The organism is Frateuria edaphi, assembly GCF_021117405.1.
In the GTDB taxonomy this organism is placed as follows: Bacteria; Pseudomonadota; Gammaproteobacteria; order Xanthomonadales; family Rhodanobacteraceae; genus Frateuria_A; species Frateuria_A edaphi.
The window spans coordinates 2,851,869-2,878,475 of record NZ_CP088251.1 but is presented as its reverse complement, the minus strand read 5'-3'; the positions used below and the strand labels follow the sequence as shown (position 1 = coordinate 2,878,475).

At 68.0% G+C, this 26,607-nt stretch carries 18 protein-coding genes; 6 read left to right on the top strand and 12 right to left on the bottom strand.

Features of this window, described 5'->3' with window-relative positions:
* Position 1: 1 nt before the first annotated feature.
* Positions 2–742: a monofunctional biosynthetic peptidoglycan transglycosylase gene (mtgA, locus tag LQ772_RS13375; protein WP_231321426.1), complete on the bottom strand. Its 741-nt coding sequence runs from the start codon at positions 740–742 to the stop codon at positions 2–4.
* A 109-nt stretch (positions 743–851) separates the two neighbouring features.
* Between mtgA and hslO the strand changes: the two genes are divergently transcribed.
* A complete protein-coding gene (gene hslO / locus LQ772_RS13370; RefSeq protein ID WP_231321424.1) occupies positions 852–1,751 on the top strand; it encodes an Hsp33 family molecular chaperone HslO in 900 nt (299 codons plus the stop codon).
* Positions 1,752–1,830: 79 nt separating this feature from the next.
* Here the strand turns inward: hslO and LQ772_RS13365 are convergent, their stop codons facing one another.
* Positions 1,831–4,725, bottom strand: a complete 2,895-nt coding sequence (locus LQ772_RS13365) for a bifunctional diguanylate cyclase/phosphodiesterase (RefSeq protein ID WP_231321422.1) — start codon at positions 4,723–4,725, stop codon at positions 1,831–1,833.
* 265 nt (positions 4,726–4,990) lie between these two features.
* On the opposite strand from LQ772_RS13365, the gene LQ772_RS13360 reads away from it, so the two are divergent.
* The gene (locus LQ772_RS13360) at positions 4,991–5,884 is read left to right on the top strand and encodes a hypothetical protein (protein ID WP_231321420.1); all 894 of its coding nucleotides are present in this window, start codon (positions 4,991–4,993) and stop codon (positions 5,882–5,884) included.
* A 192-nt stretch (positions 5,885–6,076) separates the two neighbouring features.
* On the opposite strand, the gene LQ772_RS13355 is transcribed toward LQ772_RS13360, so the two are convergent.
* The 5 genes from LQ772_RS13355 to LQ772_RS13335 form a co-directional block, all read right to left on the bottom strand.
* Complete coding sequence (locus LQ772_RS13355; RefSeq protein WP_231321418.1) at positions 6,077–6,985, bottom strand: DUF4097 family beta strand repeat-containing protein; 909 nt, start codon at positions 6,983–6,985, stop codon at positions 6,077–6,079.
* 24 nt (positions 6,986–7,009) lie between these two features.
* Entirely contained in the window at positions 7,010–7,432 is a 423-nt protein-coding gene (locus tag LQ772_RS13350; RefSeq protein ID WP_231321416.1) for a hypothetical protein, read from the bottom strand.
* On the bottom strand, positions 7,429–7,980 hold the full coding sequence (locus LQ772_RS13345; RefSeq protein WP_231321414.1) for an RNA polymerase sigma factor: 552 nt from the start codon (positions 7,978–7,980) through the stop codon (positions 7,429–7,431). The genes LQ772_RS13350 and LQ772_RS13345 overlap by 4 nt, the downstream gene beginning before the upstream one ends.
* 236 nt (positions 7,981–8,216) lie before the next feature.
* The gene (locus tag LQ772_RS13340) at positions 8,217–9,995 is read right to left on the bottom strand and encodes a phosphoenolpyruvate carboxykinase (GTP) (RefSeq protein WP_231321412.1); all 1,779 of its coding nucleotides are present in this window, start codon (positions 9,993–9,995) and stop codon (positions 8,217–8,219) included.
* Between the two features lie 125 nt (positions 9,996–10,120).
* Positions 10,121–10,699: a TetR/AcrR family transcriptional regulator gene (locus LQ772_RS13335; RefSeq protein WP_231321410.1), complete on the bottom strand. Its 579-nt coding sequence runs from the start codon at positions 10,697–10,699 to the stop codon at positions 10,121–10,123.
* A gap of 181 nt (positions 10,700–10,880) precedes the next feature.
* Between LQ772_RS13335 and LQ772_RS13330 the strand changes: the two genes are divergently transcribed.
* The 4 genes from LQ772_RS13330 (at position 10,881) to LQ772_RS13315 (ending at position 19,439) form a co-directional block, all read left to right on the top strand.
* Entirely contained in the window at positions 10,881–11,762 is an 882-nt protein-coding gene (locus LQ772_RS13330; protein WP_425600849.1) for an alpha/beta fold hydrolase, read from the top strand.
* Position 11,763: 1 nt separating this feature from the next.
* The gene (locus LQ772_RS13325; protein ID WP_231321406.1) at positions 11,764–14,235 is read left to right on the top strand and encodes an acyl-CoA dehydrogenase; all 2,472 of its coding nucleotides are present in this window, start codon (positions 11,764–11,766) and stop codon (positions 14,233–14,235) included.
* A 386-nt stretch (positions 14,236–14,621) separates the two neighbouring features.
* Complete coding sequence (locus tag LQ772_RS13320) at positions 14,622–17,813, top strand: TonB-dependent receptor (RefSeq protein WP_231321404.1); 3,192 nt, start codon at positions 14,622–14,624, stop codon at positions 17,811–17,813.
* Between the two features lie 108 nt (positions 17,814–17,921).
* A complete protein-coding gene (locus LQ772_RS13315; RefSeq protein WP_231321402.1) occupies positions 17,922–19,439 on the top strand; it encodes a tryptophan halogenase family protein in 1,518 nt (505 codons plus the stop codon).
* 34 nt (positions 19,440–19,473) lie between these two features.
* Here LQ772_RS13315 and LQ772_RS13310 read toward each other — a convergent pair whose 3' ends face one another.
* The 5 genes from LQ772_RS13310 to LQ772_RS13290 form a co-directional block, all read right to left on the bottom strand.
* A complete protein-coding gene (locus LQ772_RS13310) occupies positions 19,474–20,472 on the bottom strand; it encodes a diguanylate cyclase (protein WP_231321400.1) in 999 nt (332 codons plus the stop codon).
* The gene (locus tag LQ772_RS13305) at positions 20,469–21,041 is read right to left on the bottom strand and encodes a chemotaxis protein CheB (RefSeq protein WP_231321398.1); all 573 of its coding nucleotides are present in this window, start codon (positions 21,039–21,041) and stop codon (positions 20,469–20,471) included. The genes LQ772_RS13310 and LQ772_RS13305 overlap by 4 nt, the downstream gene beginning before the upstream one ends.
* A complete protein-coding gene (locus tag LQ772_RS13300) occupies positions 21,028–21,882 on the bottom strand; it encodes a CheR family methyltransferase (RefSeq protein ID WP_425600848.1) in 855 nt (284 codons plus the stop codon). The genes LQ772_RS13305 and LQ772_RS13300 overlap by 14 nt, the downstream gene beginning before the upstream one ends.
* 11 nt (positions 21,883–21,893) lie before the next feature.
* On the bottom strand, positions 21,894–25,526 hold the full coding sequence (locus LQ772_RS13295; RefSeq protein ID WP_231321394.1) for a response regulator: 3,633 nt from the start codon (positions 25,524–25,526) through the stop codon (positions 21,894–21,896).
* 83 nt (positions 25,527–25,609) lie between these two features.
* Positions 25,610–26,545, bottom strand: coding sequence for a CPBP family intramembrane glutamic endopeptidase (locus LQ772_RS13290; protein ID WP_231321392.1), 936 nt, complete (start codon positions 26,543–26,545; stop codon positions 25,610–25,612).
* Between the last annotated feature and the right edge of the window lie 62 nt (positions 26,546–26,607).

Sequence of the window (26,607 nt, the reverse complement as noted above, 5' to 3'; positions counted from 1 at the left end):
CTCAGTGTCCTCGGCGCACGCGCGGGGGGTGGCTGGCGTCCAGGTAGCCGGGGCCGCCCAGGTGCTGCATCTGTCGCTGGATCCATTGCGTGCGGCGCTGGACGTAGGCGCTGGGACGATCGGCATGCAGGCGGCGCGGACTGGGCAGCACCGCGGCCAGGCGCGCGGCCTGCGCCGGCCCGAGTCGCGCCGGCGGCACGTGGAAATAGGCATCGCTCGCCGCGCCCACGCCGTAGATGCCGTCGCCGAGCTCGGCGATGTTCATGTACACCTCGAGGATGCGCCGCTTGGGCCAGGTCAGTTCGATCAGCACGGTGTAGTAGGCCTCCAGCCCCTTGCGCACGAAACTGCGGCCGTTCCACAGGAACAGGTTCTTGGCGACCTGCTGGCTGATGGTGCTCGCGCCGCGCAGACGCTTGCCATCATCGGCATCGTCCAGGGCGTCCTGGATCTGGTCCAGGTCGAAGCCGTGGTGGAAGGGGAACTTCTGGTCCTCGCTCGCAACCATCGCCAGCGGCACATACGGCGAGACGCGCTCCCATGGCACCCAACGCTGCTGCAGCCGGAAATCGTGCTCGCCATGCAGCAGGGCACCGACGCGCCGCTCCATCATCACGGCCGAGGTCCACGGCGGCACGAAGCGCAGCACCAGCACCACCAGCCAGGACAGCGCCAGCCACGACACCATCAAGATGGCGAGGGCGCGCAGCGGGCGGCGGAGGGCGGTGCGCAGCGTTGGCATCGTCTTGGCGTCGACCTTCGGTTGCAATCCCGGGGAGTATAAGCGGCCCATTGTCCCGCGCCGGCGCCGTCCCCATTTCTTCCGATCCCCCGTGTCGAGGTCATCTTCTGTGGAAACCGTGCTTGTCGAGGACGTGCTGCATCGCTTCGTGCTGGAACGCGCCGGCGTGCGCGGCGTGCTCGTGCGGCTGGGCGCCGCCTGGCGCGAGGTCGCTGGGCGTGCGGACTACCCGACGCCACTGCGCGAGCTGCTTGGCCAGAGCCTGGCGGCCAGTGCGTTGCTGACGGGCAACATCAAGCTGGACGGCGCGTTGTCGATCGAGCTCAAGAGCAGCGGCGCGCTGCGTCTGCTGTTCACCGAGTGCAGCGACCAGGGACGGTTGCGCGGCCTCGCGCGCTGGAACGATCCGCTGCCCGAGCCGTTGAACCTGGCCGCGCTGCCGGGCGCGGTGATGGCGATTACCATCGGCCATGCCGAGCGCGGCCAGCGCTACCAGGGCCTGGTCGAGCTCAGCCAGCCGGACCTGGCCGGCGCGCTGGAAAACTACTTCCGCTTGTCCGAACAGCTGCCCGCGCGCCTGTTGCTGGCGGCCGACGGCGCGCACGCGGTCGGGCTGATGCTGCAGAAGCTTCCGGACGAGGGCGGCCACGGCGCGGTCGAGGACGAGGATGCCTGGAACCGCGTACTGCACCTGACCGGCACGCTGGGCCGTGAGGAAATGCTGGCCACGGCGCCGGAGCAGTTGCTTTACCGGCTCTTCCACGAGGAAACCGTGCGGCTGTTCGAGCCGCGACCGCTGGCGTTCGGCTGCAGTTGTTCGCGCGAGCGAGTGGAGTCGATGCTGCGCTCGCTGGGGCGCGAAGAAGTGGAAGCGGCACTGGCGGCGCGCGATGGCGAGATCGAGGTGATCTGCGAGTTCTGCGCGCAGCGCTACACCTTCGACCGCATCGATGCCGAACACGTGCTCAGCGGCGGGGTCAGCGCCGATACGTCCACCACCGCGCAGTAAACCGGTAGGGTGAACTTCAGCCCACCATCGTCGCGGTCTGAAGTGGGCGGAAACCCGCCCCGGCCGGGCATCGAGATCGTTACGCCACGGCCGGCGTCGGATCGGCGGGCAGCCACACGCTGATCGGCTGCGGACGGGCGAACAGGAAGCCCTGCCCGAAGCGGCAGCCGACCCGCATCAGCGCCTGGCGCTGGTGCTCTTCTTCGATGCCCTCGGCAATCACGAGCATGTTCAACGAATCGGCCAACACCTGGATCGCGCGCACCACCGCCACGCCCTGGCTTTCACCTTCGCGCGGCAGTTCGGTGATGAAGGAGCGGTCGATCTTCAGCGTCTCGAACGGATACTGGTGCAGGTAGCTCAGGGACGAGTAGCCGGTACCGAAGTCGTCCAGCGCGACCCGCACGCCGCGGCTGCGCATGTTCTCCAGGATGCGCTTGACCTGCGCCGGGTTGTCCAGCAGCGCGCGTTCGGTCACCTCGATGCGCACCTGCCGCGGCGGCAGACCGTGCTCGGCCAGCAGGGCGAGCAGGCGGGCATCGAGATCCGGCAGGCGGAAATGGCGGCCGGAGACGTTGATGCTGACGAAGCCGTCCTTGCCCAGCAGCGCCGGTGCCTGCGCGCAGACCTGCTCGAAGATCTGCCAGTCGATGCTTTCGGCACAGCCGGCTTCCTCGGCGATGATCAAGAACTCCCCCGGTGCCAGCAGGCCGCGGTCGGGGTGGTGCCAGCGCAGCAGCGCCTCGTAGCCCACCACGCGACCGTCCTCCAGCGCCACGATGGGCTGGTAGAACGGCACGAATTCGCTGCGCGCCAGGCCACGACGCAGGTCGCTTTCGAGTTCGAGCAGCGACAGCGCTTCGCGGCGCAGCCGGTCGTCGAACACGGCCGCGCGATGGCGGCCTTCATCCTTGGCGCGGTACATCGCCGCATCGGCATCGCGCAGCAGTTCCTCCGGCTTCTGGTAGTGCGGGCCGGGCAGGGCCACTCCGATCGACGCGGACGTGAAGATCTCCTTGGCGCCCAATCGGAATGGCACCTGCAGCTCCCCGATGACGCGCTCGGCGACAGTCACCGCGGTGGCCGGATCGACGATGCCCTCTAGCAACACGGCGAACTCGTCGCCACCGAGTCGCGCGACCACGTCACGGGTCTTCAGGCAGGCGCGGATGCGTCCGCCGACCTGGAACAGCAGGTCGTCGCCGACCAGGTGGCCGACCGAGTCGTTGATCACCTTGAAGCGGTCCAGATCGATGAACAGCACCGCGAAGCCGCCTTCATCCGGTTCGCCGCGATAGCGCTCCAGTGCCTGCTCCATGCGTTGCAGCAGCAGCGTGCGATTGGGCAGGCCGGTCAGCGAATCGTGCAGGGTTTCGTACTTGAGCCGGCGCTCGACGCGCTCGCGCTCGGCGATCTGCTCGCGCAGGTCGCGGTTGGCCAGCGCCAGCGCGCGGGTGCGCTCGGTGACGCGCCGCTCCAGCCCCGCGTAGGCCTGCTTGAGCGACTCGGCCGTGTGCTTGCGCTGCAAGGCGTTGGCGATGTGATAGCTGACGAAGGTGAGCAGTTCCTGGTCACGCTCGTTGTAGGTGTGCTCGGGGGTGTAGCTCTGCACCGCCAGCACGCCCATCACCTTTTCGCCCCACACCAGCGGCACACCCAGCCAGCACAGTGAATGGGTGCCCTGGCGCTGGATTTCGCCCAGTGCGGTCAGCCGTTCCAGTTGCTCCGAGTCGGCCAGCAGCGGCTTGCCGTGGCGCAGCACGTACTCGGTCGCGCCGCGGCCGTGCAGGCGCGGGGCTGGCACGTTGTCCACCTCATCGACCGAGTACGGGAAGGTCAGCTGCCCGTTGTCCTCGTCGACCAGGGCGATATAGAAGTTGCGCGCGTACAGGAGCCCACCGATGACCCGGTGCACCGCCGAGTAGAACGTGTCCAGGCCCTCGGACGTGCTGGCCAGCTCGGCGATGCGGAACAGCGCCGCCTGCAGCCGCTCGCCGCGCTGGCGCTGCAGCACCTGCTGGCGAAGCACGCGATTGGCCTCGCGCAGGGCGGCCGTGCGGTCGGCCACGCGCCGTTCGAGCTCGGCCTGCGCCTGGCGCTTCTCCAGAGCGGCCTGTACGTGCTGGGCCACGTAACAGAGCAGCTCACGATCCTGCGTGGTGTACTGGGTATCGGCGCGGTAGCTCTGGATCACGATGCCGCCGACCACCTTGGCCTCGCGCAGCAGCGGCACACCAAGCCAGTGCTCGCAGTCCGGCCCGATCAGCACCAGTCGATCGGGCACCGTCCGGTTGAGCTCCTCGATCGAACCCATCATGGCCCGCCCGCCCTTGAGCAGGTTCCAGGTCAGGCTGTGCTCCAGGTCGGACAGGGGCACGCTGCGCTCGGGCGAGGGCGGGTCGCGATCGGCCGCATCGGCGTAGTACGGGAAGCGCACGCTGTCGGTGGCCACGTCGTAAAGCACGATGTAGAAGTTTTCCGCGTACATCAGGCTGCCGACGATGGCGTGCAGCGAGCGCATCATCTCGGCCATGTTGCGTTCGGTGCCGGCCTGTTCCGCGATCGCGAACAGCGCGCGCTGCAACCGCTCGGCCAGCGCCAGGCGGGAAATCGCCTCGTACAGCCGCGCGGTCTCGGCCTGCTGGCGCATCCGCGTGCCGGCCAGGCGGCCGAACCAGGCAAGCCGCTCGCGCAGCGGTTCGGACAGCGGGGCCTCGGGTTCCAGCACGAGTACGCGCAGTCCCTGGGGGTCTTCGGCCAGTTCCATCCGGCCAGCGGCGGCCGGAACCTCCTCGCCACCGAGTTGGCGCCACCCGAGTCGGGCGCGCACGTGCCAGTCCGACAACAACGTCTCGCAGACGGCCGCTACGCTGCCCGCATCCGGCGCCCCGAACAGCCGCTCGACCGCCCGGTGCAACACTTCCCGGTCGGCCGGGAAGGTCGTGGGCTCGCGGGTGGGGGGAGCCGGGTTCATGGCGGTTCTCAGGTTCCGTGGCAGGGCCGTGGCGTGACTATATCGTGCGCAGCGGGCTTTGTAGGAGTCCGATTTGCCTGATTTTTTAACCGCAGGGAACCCTGTTTTCACGTCGGGGTCCATGGGCATGGGATATGTGCCTGGGTTCACCGTTTGAGCGGCCGGTCCGCTGCGATGGGGTGTTAGGTAAACGTAAAGGAGCTATACTGTCCCCAACGAATGGCATACGCCCGCCTGTCACCTTCCGACTGCTTATCATCGACCCATGCGCCGCATCCTGCCCCTGCTGACTTTGCTGATGCCGCTCGCCGCGGCAGGGCAGTCGCTGGCTGGAAACAGTCAGGCGCAGCAGCTGTTGCATCCGGTGACGGGCCAGACGGTCGACCTCGGTTATGGCGTCGTGGTGCCGATGTGGCGCGACCGCGATGGTCACATGCTCATGTTGAAGGCAGCCGCGCAGCCGGCGGGTTCGGGCCAGCGTGCCGATGCCTCGCTGTCGTTCCCCGTGGTCGATGCCGGGAACGTCACGTCGACCGACCTGCAGTATGGACTGGATCCGCATCTGCAGATCCATGCCGGGTTGAGCGAACACAACGGGATGGCCCGCGGTCCGCGGGTCGTCGGCAGCGAGATTGGCGCCACCTATAATCTCGGGCGCTACAGCGTGGGCGTGAGCGTAGGCGCCGACAGCACGCCCGACCAGCGCCTGCCGCGCGTCCTGCCGGGCGCCACGCCGGGCGTCAATGGCCTGCCCGACTTCGACAGCAGCGCCCAACTCAATGCACGTGGCCGCGTGGCGGTCGGCGGGCAGAGCGGCATCGATCTGGGCGCGAGCGTGGGCCGGATCCGCCTGTTGCCGGGCAACGAACTGGGTGTCAACTCGCTGGACCAGAAGGCGCTGAGCTTCGGCGTCGACCACGGCCCGCTGAGCGGCATGCTCGTCGGCCGCACCATGCAGCCGACGCTGCCGGGCGGTTACTACGGCGACAAGCGCTGGAGCAGCATCGACCTGGGCGTCACGCTGCGGCTGCCATGGCAAGGCGAGTTGAGCATCGGTGCGCAGAACCTGTGGTCGTCGGGCGCCTCGGTGCCTACGCCGGCCGGCCCCGAGCCCGACCAGTCGCGCACGCCTTACGTGCAATACCACCAAGACCTTTAAGCTTTTCACCGAACACGAAAAGGCCGTCGCATGCGACGGCCTTTTTTTGTTTCGACTCCGCCGTACGGGCCGAGCATCGCAAACGACGCCACATCGTCGTCCGAGGCTCGCAACTTCCGGAAAGCCCGCCGCAGGTGGTGTGCGTTCGCTGCGGCAGAGGCGCGCGGAGTGCCTCCCGCAGAGCCGCGGTCCTCAGTCCTTCTTGCGGATGCGCAGGTCACCGCTGAAGGTTTCCACATGGATGCGCCCCTTGCTGCCGGCGACTTCGGTGTTGAGCTCGCTGCCGGGGCCATGGTCGTGCTCGATGGCCTGGCCGAAGTCGCTGCGCAGATCGCCACTGAAACTGCTGGCGTGGATCGATGCGGACAGGCTGGCGGGCACCTGGATCTGCACGTCACCGCTCATGCTGTCGACTTCGATGCTGCCGTCTTCGGCGAGGTCGCCGTTGAGCTGCACGTCGCCGGAAACCGTGCTCAGGTCGAATTTCTTCCAGGGCCCGCCGCTCGCCTGGATGCGGCCGGAGACCGTCTGCAGCTCGGCCTGGCTGCCCAGCGCAGGGGCGAGGATGTCGCCGCTGACCGTTTGCAGGTCGGCGCGCACGGCGTGGCCCGACTGCTGCACGGTGCCGCTCACGCTTTCGACCGAGAGGTCGGGCGTGCGGGCGTTGATCCGCACGCGGCCACTGACCGAGTTGACCGAGATGTCGCCGCCATCCATGCCGTCGATGCCCAGCGGTGCGCTGACCACTTCCACGTCGAGCGAGGCGCGCTTGGGAACGTGCAGGTCGAGCGTGGTATCGCCCATGGAATTGTCGCCGTTCCAGTTGAACCAGCCTTTGGATCCGTCGCCCTTGGGCTTGACCTTGATTTCCAGGTTGCCGTTGTCGCCGTCGATGACCAGCGGAGCCGCGCCTTCGCCGAGCGTGCCGGTAACCTGCACCTCGTTGCGGTCCCAGGCCGTGATGGTCACCTGGCCCTTGACGTTGCTCACGTTGATGCGCGCGTCGGCGTTTGCCGGGTGATGCAGGTTGATTGGCGTGTCGGCCAGCGCCTGGCCGATGCACAGGGTGAGCAGCAGGGGAAGGTAACGAGCGGTTTTCATCGAATGACTCCTTGAACGGTGTTCTCAGCCGGCCTGCTGGTCGAGCTGGCGCAGCCGCGATTGCTGTTGATGGGTGCGCGACAGGAGTCGCTGCAATGCCGGTGAATGGGGGGACTGCTCCAGGGCCTGCCTAAGTTCCAGGCGCGCGGCGTCCAGTTCGATCGCCGCACCGGCCAGGCGCGGGTCGTCAGGCTTCCACGGCGCCTGGGTGGTGGCCGTGGCGGCGGCTTGCGGGTGGACGAGCAGCCCGTCCTGGCGCGTGCTCAGGGACACCGCGAGCAGGCTCAGGCCGGCGAAGCTCGCGGCAAGCAGCCAGCCCGGACGCGAGCTGGTGCGCACTGGTGCAGTCGGTTCCAGCGCGGCGTCGATGCGCGCCCACAGATCGTGGGACGGTGCGACCGGCGCGCGCAATCCGCGCAGCTGGCGACGCCATTCGAATTCGTTCATGACGGTTCTCCGGGTTCAAGCATCCGCCGCAGCAGGCCGCGGGCACGGTGCAGCTGCGCTTTGGATGTACCGACGGCCATGTCCAGTTCGCTGGCGATCTCCTCGTGGAGCCAGCCTTCCACGTCGTGCAGGACCAGCACCGCGCGGGCGCGGGGCGGCAGTTTGGCGATGGCGCGCTCCAGCTCCTCGCGCTCGGCGGCGCAGAAGGGCACCTCGCCCGGGTCCGGCAGGTCGTCCTCGCCGACGAAGCCGACCGGCTGCGCGCCGCGCGAACGGATGTCCATCAGTGCCACGTTCACCGCCAGCCGGTACAGCCACGTGCCGAAGGCGCTTTCGTGGCGGAAGTCGGCAAGCTTCTGCCAGGCGCGCACGAAGGCGTCCTGGGTCAGGTCTTCGGCACGTGCGTGGTCGTAGCCGGCCAGCCGGTAGACCGCGCCGTAGATGCGGTCGACGTGCTGGCGATACAGCCGCTGGAACGCCTGGCGATCGCCCCTGGCCGCGGCGCGCGCGTCATCGGCGTCGGACCACGCGACAGGCGGTGGTGGCATCGGGCTTCCAGTGGCGAGGCAGGCGGCATCCATCTTGCCAGCTTGGATGCACGCAAGTGGCGGAACGTTTAAGCAGGCTTACCCTCCGCTTCGGGGCAAGAGATGGGCGAGGGCGATTCGTGGTTTGGCGCTTGCCTGGCAGGCTGCGCTTTTGGCTTGCTTCAATCCCGACCCTTTCGCGAGGGTGGGCCCTCAACCCAACCCTCTCCCCCGGAGGGGAGTGGGGCTTCGTGCCATCAGGCCGTGGCGGCGCGCGGCTCGGTTTTGGCGGCTGACAGGCCGCTGGCTACACGCTGCTGCTCCTGACGCAGGCGCTCGGGCATGCGAGAGCCGAAACTGCCAAGGTATTCGCCGATGGCGTCGAGTTCGGCCTGCCAGCCGGCCGTGTCGATGTCGAGCAGTTCGCTGGCGGCTTCGCGCGGGAGGTTCAGACCTTCCAGTTTCAACTCGCCTTCGGCCGGCACGATGCCGATCGGCGTCTCCACGCCACGCGCCTTGCCATCGACGCGGTTGATCATCCACTCCAGTACGCGCAGGTTCTCGCCGAAGCCCGGCCAGAGGAACTTGCCGTCCTTGCCCTTGCGGAACCAGTTGACGTGGAAGACCTTCGGCAGCTTCATGCCCGGCTTGTCGAACGACAGCCAGTGCGCGAAGTAGTCGCCGTAGTGGTAGCCGCAGAACGGCTTCATCGCCATCGAATCGCGGCGCAGCACGCCGACCGCGCCGGTGGCCGCGGCGGTGGTTTCCGAACCCATCGCCGCGCCCATCAGCACGCCGTGCGCCCAGTCGCGCGCTTCCATCACCAGCGGCAGCAGCGAAGGACGGCGGCCACCGAAAACGATCGCGTCGATCGGCACGCCCTGCGCGTCCTCGGCCTTCTCCGACCAGGTCGGGCACTGTTTCGCGCTCACGGTGAAGCGCGAATTCGGGTGTGCGGCCGGACCGTTGGCGGCATCATAGGGACGGCCCTGCCAGTCGGTGACCGGCGTGCCGGGCAGGCCTTCCCACCACGGCTGGTTGTCGGCGGTAACCGCGACGTTCGTGAAGATGGTGTCGCGCGAGATGGATTTCAGCGCGTTGGAATTGGTCGCCGTGCTCGTTCCCGGCGCCACGCCGAAGAAACCGGCTTCCGGATTGATCGCGTACAGCCGGCCGTCCGCGCCCGGGCGCATCCAGCAGATGTCGTCCCCCACGGTCCACACCTTCCAGCCGTCCTTGCGGTAGCCCTCCGGCGGAATGAGCATGGCCAGGTTGGTCTTGCCGCAGGCCGACGGGAAGGCCGCGGCGATGTAGCGGGTTTCGCCCTGGGGGTTCTCGAGGCCGACGATGAGCATGTGTTCGGCGAGCCAGCCCTCGTCGCGGGCCTGGTTGGAGGCGATGCGCAAGGCATGGCACTTCTTGCCCAGCAGCGCGTTGCCGCCGTAGCCGGAACCGTAGGACTTGATCGTGCGCTCCTCGGGGAAGTGCATGATGAAGCGGCGCTCAGGGTCGAGCTCGCCGGTCGAATGCAGGCCCTTGACGAACGTACCCTCGCGCTCGATGCGCTCCTGCGCGGCCTTGCCCATGCGCGTCATGATGCGCATGTTGGCAACCACGTATGGACTGTCGGTGATCTCCACGCCGCAGCGCGACAGCGGCGAGTCGATAGGGCCCATGCAGTACGGGATCACGTACATCGTGCGGCCTTCCATGCAGCCGTCGAACAAGGCGTCGATCTTGGCGTGCGCCTCGGCCGGGTCCATCCAGTGGTTGTTCGGGCCGGCGTCGTCCTGGTTCTTGTGGCAGACGAAAGTCAGGTGCTCCACGCGCGCCACGTCGGACGGGTTGGAGCGGTGGAGGTAGCAGCCCGGGTGGGTTTCCTGGTTGAGCTCGATCAGGGTGCCGTCGGCCAGCATCTCCTTGACCAACCGCTGGTACTCGGCCTCCGAGCCGTCGCACCAATGGATCTTCGATGGCCGCGTGCGCGCGGCCACCTCGTTCACCCAGCGCTCGAGCGCTTCCAGCTTGCTGGCCATGATGTCCTCTTCTAAGGTCTTAGGAAAAAAGGGTTCCGAAACGCTAGTTTGCGTGCACTGGTATTGCAAGGTTGAGTGCAGCAAAAGGCGCGCGCAGACGCGCGCAACCGCCCCCGAGAGCTTTATCAGGCCGGAATCAATGTCGCGATCATGTGTTCCACGTAGGCGTCGAAATCCTCGTGGCTGATGCGGGGGAGGCCGAGCGTGAAATTGAGCTGCAGGAAGCCGACGTAGGCGGCATAGGTCAGCCGCGCCCGGTTGAGCGCCTGGACCGGCGGCAAGCCGGCCTCACGGAAGGCGGTGGCCAGGAATTCGGTGCGCCGTTGCGACACGCGCGCCATCACCGGCACCACCAGCGGGTGATCCAGCGCCTTGAGCAGCGCAGCGTAGACGCGGTGCGGGCGCAGTTCGTGGGCGACGCGACGGAACAGCTCGGGCAGGCGCTCTCGCGGATCGGCGATGGACTCGATCTGCGCGATGACTTCGCGCTCGCCGTACTGCTCCCAACGTTCCAGCGCCGCCTGCAGCAACGCTTCGCGGGTCCGGAAATGCCAGTAGAAACTGCCCTTGGTCACACCCAGCCGGCGGGCCAAGGCTTCCACCGCCAGTGCCCCGACGCCCTGCTCGGCGATCAGATCCAGGGCGGCGTCCTCCCAGTTTTCGGCGGACAGGCGGGTACGTTCGGGCTTGCTGCTGGCGTTCATCTGCGCATGGTAGCGCTTGTGGGCAGGGCCGCGACAGGCGGGCGCGACAGTCGCCGCGGCCTTGTTGAAGCCCACTAGCGAGCGATGGTCCTGGCGTAAATGTGGGGGAGCGGCGCCAAGTGGGATTCCGCAAGGAGCGCGGCAGTTGACCTCGCGCGCGGGTCAAACCATACTCATGCGTATGGTTTCGAATGATCGCTTTTACGCCCCTGATGGCTTGCATCTGGCGGTTGAAACACGCAACGGTGCTGGCGAGCCACCGCTGCTGTTCGCGCATGGTTTCGGGCAGACCCGCGGCGCCTGGAACGGCGCGGCCGACGCGCTGGCGGCGCGGGGATGCCGCTGCGTGAGCTTCGACAGCCGCGGCCATGGCCAGAGCGGCCGCGTCGCTGGCGGCGATTACCACATGGACCAGTTCGCCAGCGACCTTCATGCGTTAGCGCTGGCGCAGCCGGAGCCGCCGATTCTGGTCGGCGCCTCGATGGGCGGCCTGCTGGGGCTGGTGCTGGCGGGCGAGGCCCGCCCGGCGCCGTTCCGCGCGCTGGTGCTGGTCGACATCACGCCGCGTTGGGAAACCGCCGGAGTCGAACGCATCCTTGCCTTCATGCAGGCCCACCCGGACGGGTTCGCCGACTATGCCGAGGCGGCCGAACAGATCGCCGCCTACTTGCCGCAGCGACGCGAGCGCAAGAGCGAGGAACAGCTCAAGCCGCTGTTGCGCGAAGGCACGGACGGTCGCCTGCGCTGGCATTGGGATCCGGCAATGCTGGCGGGCGTGGTGCGGGAAAGCGAGCGCTACCAGCCGCGCCTGCTGGCCGCGGCGGCCCGCGTGGACGTACCGGTCCTGCTGCTCTCCGGGCAACGCAGCGACGTGGTGTCACGCGAAACCGTGGCCGAGTTCCTGAAACTGGTGCCGCACGCGCGCCATGTGGAGGTGCCCGGCGCCACGCACATGCTTGCCGGCGACGCCAATGACGCGTTTACGCGCGAAATCGCCGCTTTCATCGAAGATGTCTACCCGGACGGCGTTGCCCGCCCGACCATTCCGCAAGAGGTGCATTGACATGTCCGTGTTCCTGACCCTGCTGGCCGCGATCCTGGCGACCGGCGCCTGCGCCTACCACCGCACCAGCCTGCGCACCTGGGCTATCGCCACGGTGGCCGCCACGCTGGTGGTGGGCGTGTTGACCGGCGCCTGGGTGACGATGATCGTGCTGCTCGTCATCGAGCTGCTGATCGCCGTGCCGCTGCTGATGCCGGCCTTCCGCCGGCGCCAGGTCAGCGCGCCGGTTCTGAAGATGTTCGCCCGCGCCACGCCGACGCTTTCGGCCACCGAACAGACTGCGCTGGAGGCCGGCACGGTCGGTTTCGAGGGCGAGCTGTTCTCGGGCATGCCGGACTGGAAGCAACTGCTCAAGCAGCCGAAGCCCGAACTCAGCACCGAGGAGCAAGCCTTTCTCGACGGCCCGGTCGAACAACTTTGCGCGATGATCGACGACTGGCAGATCACCCACGAATTGGCGGACCTGCCGCCGGAGGTCTGGGCGTTCATCAAGAAGAACAAGTTCTTCGGGATGATCATTCCCAAGCAGTACGGCGGCCTGCAGTTCTCCGCGCTGGCGCATTCGGCGGTGCTGCAGAAGCTGTCGACGGCGTCGGCCACGGTGTCGTCCACGGTGGCCGTGCCGAACTCGCTGGGGCCGGCCGAACTGCTGCTGCACTACGGCACCGATGAGCAGAAGAACCATTACCTGCCGCGCCTGGCCGTCGGCGAAGAGATCCCCTGCTTCGCGTTGACCGGTCCCTACGCAGGCTCCGACGCCACCTCGATTCCCGATTACGGCATCGTCTGCAAGCAGATGGTCGACGGCGTCGAGACGCTGGGCGTGAAGCTCAACTTCGACAAGCGCTACATCACGCTTGCACCGATCGCCACGGTGATCGGTTTGGCCTTCCGCATGTACGACCCCGAGCATCTGCTCGGCGAGACCGAGGACCTGGGCATCACGCTGGCGCTGCTGCCGCACACGACCCCGGGCCTGGAAGTCGGCCGCCGCCACTTCCCGCTCAACATCCCGTTCCAGAACGGTCCGGTGCGTGGCAAAGACGTGTTCGCGCCGCTGTCGACGATCATCGGCGGACCGCAGATGGCTGGCCACGGCTGGCGCATGCTGGTCGAGGTGCTGTCGGTCGGCCGCGCCATCTCGCTGCCGTCGAACGCCACCGGCGCGATGCGCGCCTCGGCTGCGGCGACCGGCGCCTACGCGCGCATGCGCAAGCAGTTCGGCCTGGCGATCGCGCGTTTCGAGGGCGTGGAGGAAGCGCTGGCGCGCATCGGCGGACTGACCTACGCCACCGCGGCGCTCTCGCGCGCCACCGCGGCGGCGGTCGACCGCGGCGAGAAGCCCGCGGTGACCTCGGCCATCGCCAAGTACCACGCCACCGAATGGGCGCGCCAGGTCGCCAGCGACACGATGGACGTGCACGGCGGCAAGGCGGTACAGCTGGGCCCGAAGAACTACGCCGCGCGCGGCTGGGAGAGCGTGCCGATCGCGATCACCGTGGAAGGCGCGAACATCATGACGCGCAGCCTGATGATCTTCGGGCAGGGCGCGATCCGCTGTCATCCGTACGTGCTCAAGGAAATGCAGGCGCTCTCCATCGCCGACTACGGCGAGAAGCTGCGCACCTTCGACCGATTGCTCTTCGGCCACATCGGTTTCGGCATTTCCAACGCGGTGCGCAGCTTCGTGCTCGGCATCACCGGCGCGTCGATCGGCCAAGGCGCGGGCGACGCCTATACGCGCCGCTACTACCGCAAGCTCGATCGCTATTCGGCCGCGCTGGCCCTGTGCGCCGACGTGTTCATGGGCGTGCTGGGCGGCAAGCTGAAGTTCAAGGAAAAGCTTTCGGCGCGCCTGGGCGACGTGCTCTCGTACCTGTATATCGCCAGCAGCATGCTCAAGCGCTACGAGGACACCGGTCGCCCGGAAGCCGACCGTCCGCTGCTCGCCTGGGCCTTCCACGAGTGCATGTGGCGCACGCAGATGGCGCTGGACGGGGCGATCCGCAACTTCCCGGTCAAGCCGATCGGCTTCCTGCTGCGCGTGCTGGTGTTCCCGTTCGGCCGTCGCGAGGTGCCGCCGTCGGATCGCCTGGGCCGGCGCGTGGCCGCCATCCTGACCGCGCCCGGCGAGGCGCGCGACCGGCTGATCGACTGGGTCTATCTCACGCCCACGCCGAACAACACCATCGGCCGCATGAACGCACTGCTGCCTGACGTGATCGCCGCCGAGCCGGTCGAGCGCAAGTTCGGCAAGGCGCTCAAGGCCGGCCAGTTGCAGGCGCATGAGTACCAAGGCCAGCTGGCCGAGGCGGTGCGCGAAGGCGTGATCACCGAGGCCGAGGCCGCGCTGCTCAAGCGCGTGCACGAGGGCGTGTTCGAGTTCATTTCGGTGGACGATTTCGATCCGTCCGAACTGGGTGCGAAGGTGACCCGGTCCGACCACAAGCCGCGTTCGGTGGCGGTGGCCTGACGCGCCAGGGCGGGCCCAGCCTCCCACCCCGGCTCTCCTTAAGCGGGCAGGTCACAAAAAAGCGGCGACGAAGCCCTCCCTTTCGGGGAGGGCTTTCCACGCAGCGCCCCATCCGGCCCGCGGCAGCAGGCCCGGCGGGACGCCATCCCTGACCGACTTCCGACCCGCCGAACCGGGCGCGGCGCCGCCGCGCGTCCGCCGCGCATGCCTTGCTGTCTCGCAGCATTACATCGCCGGAAATTTAGGCTATGTTTCGGCCGTACCAGATTTAGATCGATCTAAACCGTCCGGGTCGAGAGCAGGTGGCAAGGCGGGTCCAGGTCGAGCGCAAGGGGATGCAGTTGCTCTGAATTTGTAACGATCCAAATTCTCTCGGGAGGGGAACCATGAAAAGCCCATTCGTGCCGGTCACGCTGTTGGCCGCGGCGGTTCTGGCCGCGCTTTATTGCGGCAACGTGCAGGCGCAGACGCAGGACCAGCAGAACCAGTCCCAGCAGGGTCAGTCCCCGCAGGGCCAGGCCGACACCGGCAAAGGCGCCAAGGCGCAGCCGGACCAGGCCGTATCGCTCTCGAAGGTCCAGGTCACCGGCTACCGCTACTCGATCGAGAAGAGCCTCGACCAGAAGCGCGAGGCCAATGCGATCGTCGAGGTGGTCACGGCCGAGGACGTCAGCAAGTTCCCCGACAAGAACGTGGCCGATGCCCTGCAGCGCGTGCCCGGCGTGATCATTTCGCGCGATGGCGGCGAGGGCAAGAACGTCAGCGTCCGCGGCCTGTCCTCGGAGCTGACGCTGACCGAATTGAACGGCAACTACGTCGCCACGGCCGAGTCCAACGGTGACCCGACGCGCTCGTTCAACTACACGCTGCTGCCGTCGAACATGCTTTCCAGCGCCGAGCTGTTCAAGACGCCTGAAGCGCGCATCGACGAGGGCGGCATCGGCGGCACCGTGATCCTGCATACGCGCCGCCCGTTGGAGATGGAGGCGAACAGCGGCTTCGTTTCCGCCGAAGGTACCTGGGCGGACACGACCAAGAAGACGGACGGGCAGTTCTCCGGCCAGTACTCCTGGCACGACAAGGACGAGCGCTTCGGCTTCCTGGTTGGCTACACCAGCCAGAAGCGGACCACGCGCACGATGGGCGCCAGCACGGAGAACTGGCAGTGGTACGGCGACGACTACGACGCGCACCCGGCCACCGACGTCAACGGCAAGCCCTCCGGCATGACCTCCTACTGGTGGGGCCAGTCCGGCTTCAACGACCAGAACCATCCCTACACCGGCACCTTCCAGGACGGCTGGCCCACGGAGTGCGGGTACTACTGCAACTTCATGATGCCGACCTCGGTGAACCTCAACGTCACCAACGAGAACCGCGAGCGCAAGGGCGGGCAGGTGACCCTGCAGTTCCGGCCGGTCGACAACCTCACGCTGACGGCCAACTACTTCCGCTTCGACCTGTCGCAGGATTCCCAGACCAACACGCTGAAGATCCCGGAATGGAACCTCGCCCGCTATGCCGGCGATGGCAACTGGCCGGGCGGGCGCATGCTCGACGGACTGACCTTCGACCCCAGCGGCACCATCGTCACCGGCGCCGACTACTCGTTGCACCCGGGCAAGGCCTATTACTGCAGCGGTGACGAGGCGGCCGCGGGCGGATTGACCAATACCGGCGGCTTCGGTCCCGACGACTGCTCCATCCCGACTCCGCAGATCACCGGCAGCTACAACCACGAGAGCGCGCTGTCGCAGACCGCGGACCTCGGCGCCGAGTGGGTCGGCGAATCCTTCGACGCCAGCGTCAAGGCCGGCCGGACCTGGGCCAGCGGTGGCCCCGAACTGCAGATTTCGGTACCGATCAAACCGCGCCGCCAGAACGCATCCGGCGACTACGACCTGGGCAACTATGCCAGCTCCTGGAGCCTGGCCGGCACGCCGACGATGAACTTCTCGCCGGAGTTGATGGCGAACCTTCTGAACGGCATCGGCGAGGTGGATCTGGGCTCGACCGGCTCCTCGTGGACCCGCAACGAAACCCGGCAGAAGTACGCCCAGGCCGACTTCACCTGGCACGCCTACGGCGACTGGATGGACTCGCTGCAGTTCGGCGTGAAGTACCGCAACGGCGGCACCCACCGCAGCACGGGCAACAACTACTGGGTCTGCCAGGGCACCGACCCGACCGACTACGACAACCGCTTCCAGAACGGCTGCGATCCCACCGCCTCGGTGTTCCAGCCGCAGTTCCTGTACGGGCAGCCGCTCGGCAACCTTGCCGGCGGCATCAACGCCAGTTCGTTCCCGGCGATCAACTACCCCGCCTACGTCGCCTACCTCAACCAGAACTACGGGGAGATGCAGACGCGCAACGAGGACAACTTCATCTACAACGTCGGCGAGAAGATCTACTCGGGGTACGTGCAGCTCAACTTCAAGACCGAGCGCCTGCGCGGCAACGTCGGCGTGCGCCTTGCCCGCACCCGGCAGCATGCCGACTCGACCGACCAGGTCGATTACTACAACGACTATTTCTTCGACGGCGCCGATGGCAATCCGGCACCCTGCCAGCCCGGCAACCTGCCGGCGGCCGGCGCGCCCGCCGGCTCCGGCTGCGTCAGCGGCTTCACCACGCTGCCGGACAGCCAGACCAACCCGGCCACCGGGCACGTGTCCTCGTTCGTGGTCAGCTCGCTCGACCGCACCTACACCGACGTACTGCCCAGCTTCAATGTCGCCTACGACCTGACCGACGACCTGGTGCTGCGCGGCGCCGCCTCGAAGGTGATCTCGCGCCCGGGCTACAACGACATCGCCTCCCCTGGCGGCCTGCAGTACTACAGCCAGGAATACGTCAACGACCGTCGCCTGATCGGCGGCGGCGACGAGGTCGGCTGGTACGGCGCGGGCAGCAACAAGCAGCTGGAGCCGTACAAGGCGACCCAGTACGACGTCGGCGCGGAGTGGTACTTCCATCCCGGCTCGGTGCTCGGCATCGACGTGTTCCGCAAGGACGTCAGCAACTTCTCGGTGCCGGTGGTGCAGGACGTGTCCCTGGACGTCGGCGGCGAGAACGTGACGGTGCAGAACTACTCGACCACTGCCGGCGGCCGCGACGGCGTGTCCAAGGGCGTCGAACTGTACGCGCAGCACACGCTGGACTTCGGCCTCGGCTTCCAGGTCAATTACACCTACAACAAGACCAACGAGGCGGCGATCACCCTGGAGGACGGCACCGAGATCGGCAAGTCTCCGCTGGTCGGGAGCGCGAAGAACCAGGCCAACTTCACCGTGTTCTACGAGACCGAGCGGTTCCTGGCGCGGGCTTCCTACAACCGTCGTGGCGAGGTGGTGGATGGCCTGGTCAACGGCCTGAACGTCTACGAGGAGCCTTACCTGCAGATCGACCTGAACGCCGCGTACAACATCACCAAGGCGTTCAGCGTCACCGCGTCGGTGCTCAACCTCACCAAGGAGGAGTCGCGCTCGCACCTGGGCAACGACACCAAGGCCCGCTTCTACTCCAACGGCTACGCTGGCCGCATCGTGTACATGGGCCTGACGTACAAGTTCTAGGAAGGCCTTGCCCCGTGCCGCAAGGCACGGGAACCTTCCAACGGCAGTCGCCTGTACTCCCCCGGCACTGCCGTTTTTCTTATGCGCATCTCACTCCGGGTAGCAGCGATGGACGACAACCGCATCCGCACCATCGTCGTCGTGGGCGGCGGCAGCGCCGGCTGGACGGCCGCGGCGGCGCTGGCCACCTACCTGGGCAAGGGCGCCCGCGTCCGCCTGGTGGAATCGGAGGAGATCGGCATCGTCGGGGTGGGCGAATCCACCGTCCCGTTCATGAAGACCTTCAACGCCCAGGTGCTTGGCATCCGCGAGGCGGAATTCGTCGCGCGGACGCAAGGCACGTTCAAGCTCGGCATCCAGTTCAACGACTGGGGCCGTATTGGCGACAGTTACGTGCACGGCTTCGGCACGATCGGCCGTTCGCTGGGGCCGCTGCCGTTCCACCAGTACTGGCTCAAGCTGTTCCTCGCCGGCCGTGCCCCGGACATCGGCGCGTTCTCGCTGCCGACCGTCGCGGCACCGCAGGACAGGTTCACGGCCGACGTGGCCGACGCGCCGCCAGGCTCGCCGCTGGCGGACATCGCCTACGGCTACCAGTTCGATGCCGGGCTGTATGCGCGCTACCTGCGCGAGCTGGCCGAACGCCGGGGCGTGCAGCGGATCGAAGGCCGCATCGTCGACGTCGTCCAGCGCGGCGATGACGGTTTCGTCGAAGCGGTGGTGCTCCAGGGCGGCGAGCGGATCGAGGGCGAGCTGTTCGTGGATTGCTCCGGCTTCCGCGGCCTGCTGATCGAAAAGACCCTGAAGGCCGGCTACGAGGACTGGAGCCGGTGGCTGCCCTGCGACCGCGCGATGGTCGTGGCCTGCGAGAGCGCCGGGCCGTTGACGCCGTACACGCGCGTGACCGCGCGCGCGGCGGGCTGGCAGTGGCGCATCCCGTTGCAGCACCGCACCGGCAACGGCTACGTGTATTCCAGCGGGCACATCAGCGACGACGAAGCGGCTGCGACCTTGCTCGGGACCCTGGATGGCAAGGCGCTGGGCGATCCGCGCCCACTGCGTTTCACCCCCGGCAGGGGTAGCCGGTTCTGGGACAGGAACGTCGTGGCGGTCGGGCTGGCCGGTGGCTTCATGGAGCCGCTCGAATCGACCGCCATCTACCTGGCCCAGTCGGGCATCCAGCGCCTGCTCGGACTATTCCCGACGCGCGGGTTCGACCCGATGCTGGCCGATCGCTTCAATCGCGAGTCGGTGTTCGAGCATGAACGCGTGCGCGACTTCCTGGCGCTCCATTACCACGCGACCGAACGCGACGACACGCCGTTCTGGGACCACTGCCGCACGATGGCCATTCCCGATCCGCTGCGCGAGACGATCGAGCTTTTCCGTACCGACGGCCGCTATTTCCGCAACGGTGAGGATTTCTTCGCGTTGCCGAGCTGGGTCCAGGTCATGCTTGGCCAGCGCATCGTGCCGCGCGGCTACCATCCCATCGTCGATGAGGTGCCGGAGGCGGACCTGGTCGCGTTCGTCGAGCGCGTGCGCAGGACCATCGCAGCGGGCGCCGAAGCCATGCCGTTGCACCAGGACTACATCGACGCGCACTGCCGGGCCGCCACGGCCTGACAGATACCCTGGCATCGAGGGCGCGGACCAGGCGTCAGTCCGCCAGCACGCAGCGGTTCTTGCCGCCGTCCTTGGCCCGGTACAGCGCCCGGTCGGCGGCCTGGATCAACGCCTCGTCGCTTGCCACCTGCGCGCTCCACGGCGCCACGCCGATACTTGCGCTGACACGGGCCTCGAAGGCCCCCTGCGGCGACACCAGCGGGTAGGCCTCGGCCAGGCTGGTGCCCAGTTCCTCGCAGCGGCGAAGCAGCACCGGAAGCTCCCCCATCTCGCCCACGATCAGGGCGAATTCGTCGCCGCCCAATCGCGCCACCGTGTCGCCCGCGCGCAGGTTGAGCTTCAGCCGCGCCGCGATCGCCTGCAGCAGCGCGTCGCCGGCGGGATGGCCGTAGCGGTCGTTCACGCCCTTGAATCCATCGATATCCAGCAACACCAGCGCGAAGCCCGGCCCACCCTCGACCGCATGGGCAAGCGCAGCGCCGAGGCGGTCATGGAAAAGCACGCGGTTGGGCAGGCCGGTCAGCATGTCGTGGGTCGCCTGGTGGCGCACCTGCGCCTCGACGCGCTCGCGCTCGGCGATCTCCTGCTGCAACTGGTGGTTGCGCTCGGACAGTTCCTCCAGCGTCTGCTCCAGCTTCACGCGCGCGCCGTAGAGCTCCAGGAACACGCGCACCTTCGACTGCAGGATCACGTCGTTGATCGGCTTGGCGACGTAGTCCACCGCGCCGGAGCGATAGCCCTTGAGCCGGTTGAGATCGTCCGCATAGGCGGCGGTGACGAAGATGATCGGCGTCTCGTGCATCTGGTCGGCCTCGGTCAGCAGCGAGGCCACCTCGAAGCCGTCCATGTCCGGCATGTTGACGTCCAGCAGGATCAGCGCGAACTCGTGGTCCAGGCACAGCGCCAGCGCCTCGTTGCCGCTGCCGGCCTCGTACAGGTCCGCGCCGGCGTGGGCCAGCAGGCGGCGCATCGCCACCAGGTTGGCCGGGGTGTCGTCGACCACCAGGATCTTCGGTCGCGTCGTGTCGTTCATTCGCGGTGAGCCAGTTCGTTGAGCAGCGGCGCGATCCGCGCCAGGGGCAGGCAGTGATCGGCGCCGGCCTGGTCGAGTGCGGCTTGCGGCATCGCCGACGCGAGCGCCTCGGCCGGATCCTGCACGATGGCCAGGCCGCCGGCCTGGCGGATGCGCATCAGGCCCTTCGCGCCGTCAGGGCTGGCGCCGGTCAGCATCACGCCGGCCAGGCCGGCGCCATAGGCATCCGCGGCGCTCTCGAAAAGAACGTCGATCGAGGGACGCGAGTAATGCACCGGCTCGTCTACCGAATAGGCGAAACAACGGTCGCGCTCGATCAGCAGATGATAACCGGCCGGGGCCAGGTGGATCGTTCCCGCCTCGGCGGGCCAGCGCTCGCGCGCCTCGCGCACTGGCAGCCGCGCGTACCGCGCCAGCAGCGGTCCGAGCAGGCCGGTGCCCGGCTCGGCGCTGTGGCTGCAGACGATCACCGGCAGCGGGAGCGGCGGCGCGAGCGCGCGCAGCAGAGGCTCGAGCGCGCCCAGGCCGCCGGCCGAACAGCCGATCACGATCGCTTCAAGCCGCGCCATCGGAAGCGGGAAACACGTTGCGGCGGTAGATGCGCAGGTCGGCGTCGAGCGCCGTGAAATCGGCGGCGCTGGGCGCGAAGTCCAGGCTCTCGCGCAGTCCCAGGCAGAGGAAGCCGCCGCGCACCAGGCTGTCGCGGAACAGCCCCAGCACCCGGTCCTGCAGCGGGTTGGCGAAGTAGATCAGCACGTTGCGGCAGAGCACCAGCTGCGCCTCGCAGAACACCTTGTCGGTGACCAGGTTGTGGTTGGCGAAGCTGACGTTGCGGCGCAGGCGCTGGTCGAGCTTGATGAACTCGTAGCGCGCGCTGTAGTAGTCGGCCAGCGAATGGCGGCCGCCGGCCTCCTGGTAGTTGCGCGACCAGGCCTGCGCGGCGCGAACCGGGTAGATGCCCTCCTGCGCGCGCCTGAGCGCGGCCGGGTTGAAGTCGGTGGCATAGATCTGGCAACGGTCGTAGAGGCCTTCTTCTTCGAGCAGGATGGCGAGCGAGTACACCTCCTGCCCGCTGGCGCAACCGGCCTGCCAGATGTTGATGCGCGGCCAGGAGGCGAGCAGCGGCAGCACCTGCTCGCGCAGCGCGCGGAACACCGGCGGGTCGCGGAACATGTCCGAGACCGGCACGGACAGGCCCTCGATCACCTCGAACACGAACTCCGGTTCATGCAGCAGCCGGCCGGTCAGCGCGCTGATCGTGCCGGTGTCGTGCGCGTGCACCAGCTGGCGCACGCGCCGCCGCAGCGAGGCGGGCGCGTAATGACCGAAGTCGTAGCCGTGGCGCTGGCGCAGCGCGCGCACGAACAGCTCCAGTTCGATGTCCTCCAGCGCGGGATCGATCCGGTCCATCGCCTGGGCGCTCAGTGTGGCAGCCACACGCGCAGCAGCGAGGCGAGCTTGTCGATGTCCACCGGCTTGGAGAGGTAATCGCTGGCGCCGGCCTCCAGGCATTTCTCGCGGTCGCCGCGCATCGCCTTGGCGGTCAGCGCGATGATCGGCAGCTCAACGAATTCGTCCTGTGCACGGATCGCGCGCATCGTCTCGTAGCCGTCCATGCCGGGCATCATGATGTCCATCAGCACCAGCTCGGTGGACGGATTGTCTTCCAGTGCCTTGAGCGCCTTGTGGCCGTCCTGCGCCATGGTCACCGCAAGGCCCCAGCCGCGCATCACCTTCGACAGTGCGAACAGGTTGCGCATGTCGTCATCCACCAGCAGCACGCGGCGGCCCTTCAGTTCCTCGCCCGGGGGCGGTTGTTCCGCGGCGCGGCGCGGTGCGTGCTGGATCGAATGCAGGAACAGGCTGACCTCGTCCAGCAGCCGTTCGGGCGAGCGGGCGCCCTTGACCACGATGGCATCGGTGTACTGGCGCAGCTTGAGGTTTTCCTCGCGGCTGAGGTCGCGGCCGGAATAGATCACCACCGGCGGCACGCCCGCGGGCGTGGCGGCCAGGTGTTCGAGCAGCTCCATGCCCGACATGCCGGGCAGGCCCAGGTCCAGCACGATGCAGTCGTACTTCGCCTCGCCGGTCATGCGCAGCGCGGCTTCGGCCGAATCAGCCTCGTCGATCTCCACCCCTTCGCCCCGGAGCATGGAACGCACGGCGGTGCGCGAGGCGGCATCGTCGTCCACCACCAGCAGCCGGCGCGTCTTGCCTTCGGCAAAGTGCAGCAGGCGTTCGAACGCCGCGTTGATCGCCTCGCGGCTGACCGGCTTGGTGAGGAAGCCGACGGCGCCCAGCTCCCGGCCGCGGCCGGCCTCGTCGATGGCGGAGATGAAATGCACCGGGATGTGTCGCGTGGCGTCGTCGGTCTTCAGGCGCTCCATGACCGTCCAGCCGTCCATGCCGGGCAGCATCACGTCCAGCAGCACGCCGGTGGGGCGATATTCGCGCGCCAGCGCCAGGCCGCTCTCGCCGTCGGCGGCGGCCAGCACGCGGTGGCCGTTGCGACGGATCATGTCGGCCAGGATGCGGGCGAACGCGGGGTCGTCCTCGATCAGCAGGATGACCGTGTCGCCGGGCGCCAGCCGGTCGCGGTCGTCCTCGATCGCCTCGGGCAACAACGCGCTGGTATGGGTGCGTGGCGCCGGTGCGGGCGTTGCCGGGGCGGGCGGGATGGCGACGGACGGGGCGGTTTCCGGCAGCAGCACGGTGAACGTGCTGCCTTCGCCGGGGGTGCTGCGCAGCACGACGTCGCCGCCCAGCAGCGCAGCGATGCGCGTGCAGATCGCCAGGCCCAGGCCGGTGCCGCCGTACTGGCGGCTGGTTCCTGCGTCGACCTGCTCGAACGCCTGGAAGATGCGCTCGAACTTCTCCGCCGGAATGCCGATGCCCGTGTCGCTCACCTCGATCGCCACCAGCGGCTGGCCGAGCAGGGCGGGGGGAACGCGGGTCTCCGGGCCCGGGTGGCCGATGCGCACCCGCACGCCGCCGCGGGCGGTGAACTTGAACGCGTTGCCGAGCAGGTTGTTGGCCACCTGTTCCAGTCGCGCGCTGTCGGTGTGCAGCGCCGGCGGCATGCCTTCGTCCACCTGCACCTCGAAGGCCAGGCCTTTTTCCTGCGCCACGTGCGCGAAGGTGCGCTTGAGCGCGCGTGCGAACACCGCCAGCGGCAATTCGTCGATGACCAGCTCCATCTTGCCGGCCTCGATCTTGGACAGGTCCAGGATGTCGTTGATCAACCGCAGCAGGTTTGCGCCTGCGTCGTGGATGATCCGCGCCGACTCGATCTGCTCCTCGTCCAGGTTGCCGCCGTCGTTGTCGGCCAGGCTGCGCGAGAGGATCAGCAGGCTGTTGAGCGGCGTGCGCAACTCGTGCGACATGTTGGCCAGGAAGTCGGACTTGTACTGGCTGGCGCGCTCCAGTTCGAGCGCCTTCTGTGCGGTCTCGCGCTGCAGCGCTTCGAGCGCCTGCTTCTGCTGCTTGAGGATGTCGCCCTTCTCGCGCAGTTCCTCGTTGGACGCCTGCAGCTCCTCGGTTTGCACGCGCAGTTCTTCTTCGGAGACGGTCAGGCGCTGGGACTGTTCCTCCAGCTCGCGCGTCTTGGCCTGCAAGGCGGCGTTGGCATCGCGCAGGCCCTGTTGCTGCCGGCGCAGCGCTTCCTCGGATCGGCGCAGGTGGTCAGCCTGCTCGCGGGTCTGCTCGAGCAGGTCCTGCGTGGCGATGGCGCGGGTCAGGTTTTCCTGGGTGAGCGCGACGATCGGCAGCAGCTCCTCCAGGAATTCGCGGCACAACGGCGTCAGCGGCTTGAAGCTTGCCAGCTCCAGCACGCCGACCAGGCGCTCGCGGAACAGCACCGGGAGGATCAGCACGTGCCCGGGCGAGGCCTCGCCGGCGGCCGAATGGATGCGCAGATAGCGCTCGGGCACCTCGTCCAGGGCGATCGGCTTGCGCTCGATCACGCACTGCCCGACCAGGCCCTCACCGGGCACGTAGGCTTCAGCAGGGTTCCATGACTGGCGCAGGCCGTAGCTGCCGAGCAGGTCCAGCCGTTCGCTTGCGGCGTCGTAGCCGTAATAGAGCGCAACCCCGGACTGGGTCAGCGGCGCCAGTTCGCTGGCGAGCGCAGCGCCGAAGTCGCGGTGCGTGCCAAGCTGCTGCAGGCGCTGGACCAGTCGCGAGATCTCGCTCTTGACCCAGTTCTGCTCGCTCGAGCCGATCGCCATCCGCTTGAACACTTCCAGTGCCCGCGCGATCTGGCCGATCTCGTCGCGCCGGCCCTGGCGGGTGATCGTGACCGAGTGGTCGTGCGCCGCCAGGCGGGACATCAGGGTGGTCATCTGGTGCAGCGGCCGGGTGATGATGCGCCGGGTGAGCTCCAGTACGTAGGCCCCGTAGAGCAGCGAGAGCGCGGCGGCCAGCGCGTTGAACACCCGCATGAGGTCCAGCGTCCGCTGCAGCCGCGCGTTGCGTTCGGCCAGCAGCGCCTCCTCGGTGCCCGCCATCTGGGCCAGCACGCCGGTCACGTCCGGCGCGGTGACGGTGCGGTGGGCGAAGAAGTCCTGCTGGATGCGCTCGCGCGCCCCGGCGTCGATCCTGCCGCGGCTGGCCGGGGTGACCACGTAGGCGACGATCTCGCGCTGCCAGCGTGTCGCCAGCACCTCCGCGCGGTCGAGCCTGGCTTGCTGCAGCGGGTTGTCGGTGGTCAGCGTACGCAGCAGCCTGAACCCGGAGGCCAGGCTGCGGCCGCCCTTCTCGAATCCGGCCAGCTCCGCGCTGCTCTGCGTCAGCATGTAGCCGCGGGCCCCGATCTGCGCGGTCAGCATGGCGTCCTTGACCGAATCGATGGCGAGCAGTACCCGGTAGGTGTGCTCGGTCCACCGTCGATTGACCGTCTGCTCCTGCAGCGAGTAGAGCGTGGCCAGGTTGGCGAGCAGGAACACCAGCAGCAGCGGGCCGATCACCAGCAGCATCTTGCGCTGCACCGGCAGGTGCGCCAGCCAGGAATGACGGGAGGGATCGGGCTGGAAATCGTCGGGTACTGCTGCCGGCATGCGTATGTCGCCGTGGTTGCGGAGGGCCGTGGAGTGCTTGCCGCCACGACCTCGTGGTGCCTGCCGCCGGCGATGGAACCAGATTAGCTGCCCGGGGTGGGCATGGGTAGGGAACCCGAACGCGGTTCGGTCCCCTGGCGGCGCCAGCCGGGCGGCACGATCAGGCCGCGTCGCAGCGCCACTGCCAGCAGCATGGCGGACACCAGCGTGCACAGCACGAGCGCGACCACCGACGCCTCGGCGCCGAACACGCCGCCGCTCAGCCAGTCCGGCCCGCTGCGGGTGGATACCAGCCAGCCATCCGCCCGGGTCCCCGATACGGGGATGCCGTAGACCGTGCCCTGCATGAAGTTCCAGGCCGCGTGCAGGCCCATGCAGATCCACAGCGAACGGGTCACCAGGTAGATCAGTCCGAACAGGATGCCGGCCTCGATGGCGATCGCCAGGCCGGCCCACAGCGTGGCGCCCGGGTTGTTCAGATGCGCGGCCCCGAAGAACAAGGCCGACACCAGCAGCGCGATCCAGCTGCCCAGGCCTTCCTCGACGATCCGGTAGAGCACGCCGCGGCAGATGATCTCCTCGCCGATGCCGGCGCCCAGGCCTACCGTCAGTGCCGCGAGCATCCAGTGCGCTTCCGGGTTGGTGCCGATGATCCGGTAACTGCCGAGCAGCCACAGGCTGCCGACGACGGCGCTGAACAGCAGCGCGCCCGCGGCCAGGCCGAGCGCGCCCTCAGGCGCGAGGCGCCGCAGCGCCAGTTCGCGCACCGGCCGGCGCTCGATCAGCTTGACCAGCACCAGGTAGGCAAGCAGCGGCGCCACGGCCCGGAAGCCAAGCTCGCGCAGGCCCTTGGCGACGGGGCTCTCGGCCGGCCCGTGCGGAACGAGCCCGAACAGCATGCTGGCGGCGACCAGCAGCGCGGTGAAGAACACCAGCCGGGCGACCGGCGAGAACACCAGCCAGCGCTGCCAGCTCGGGGCCTGGATGGGCGTGACAAAGGCGAGACGGTAACCGTGCATGCGATTTCCCCTGGTTGGAGGGCGCACGCTAGCAGCGCGCGCGGCGCCATCCCAGTGGAGGA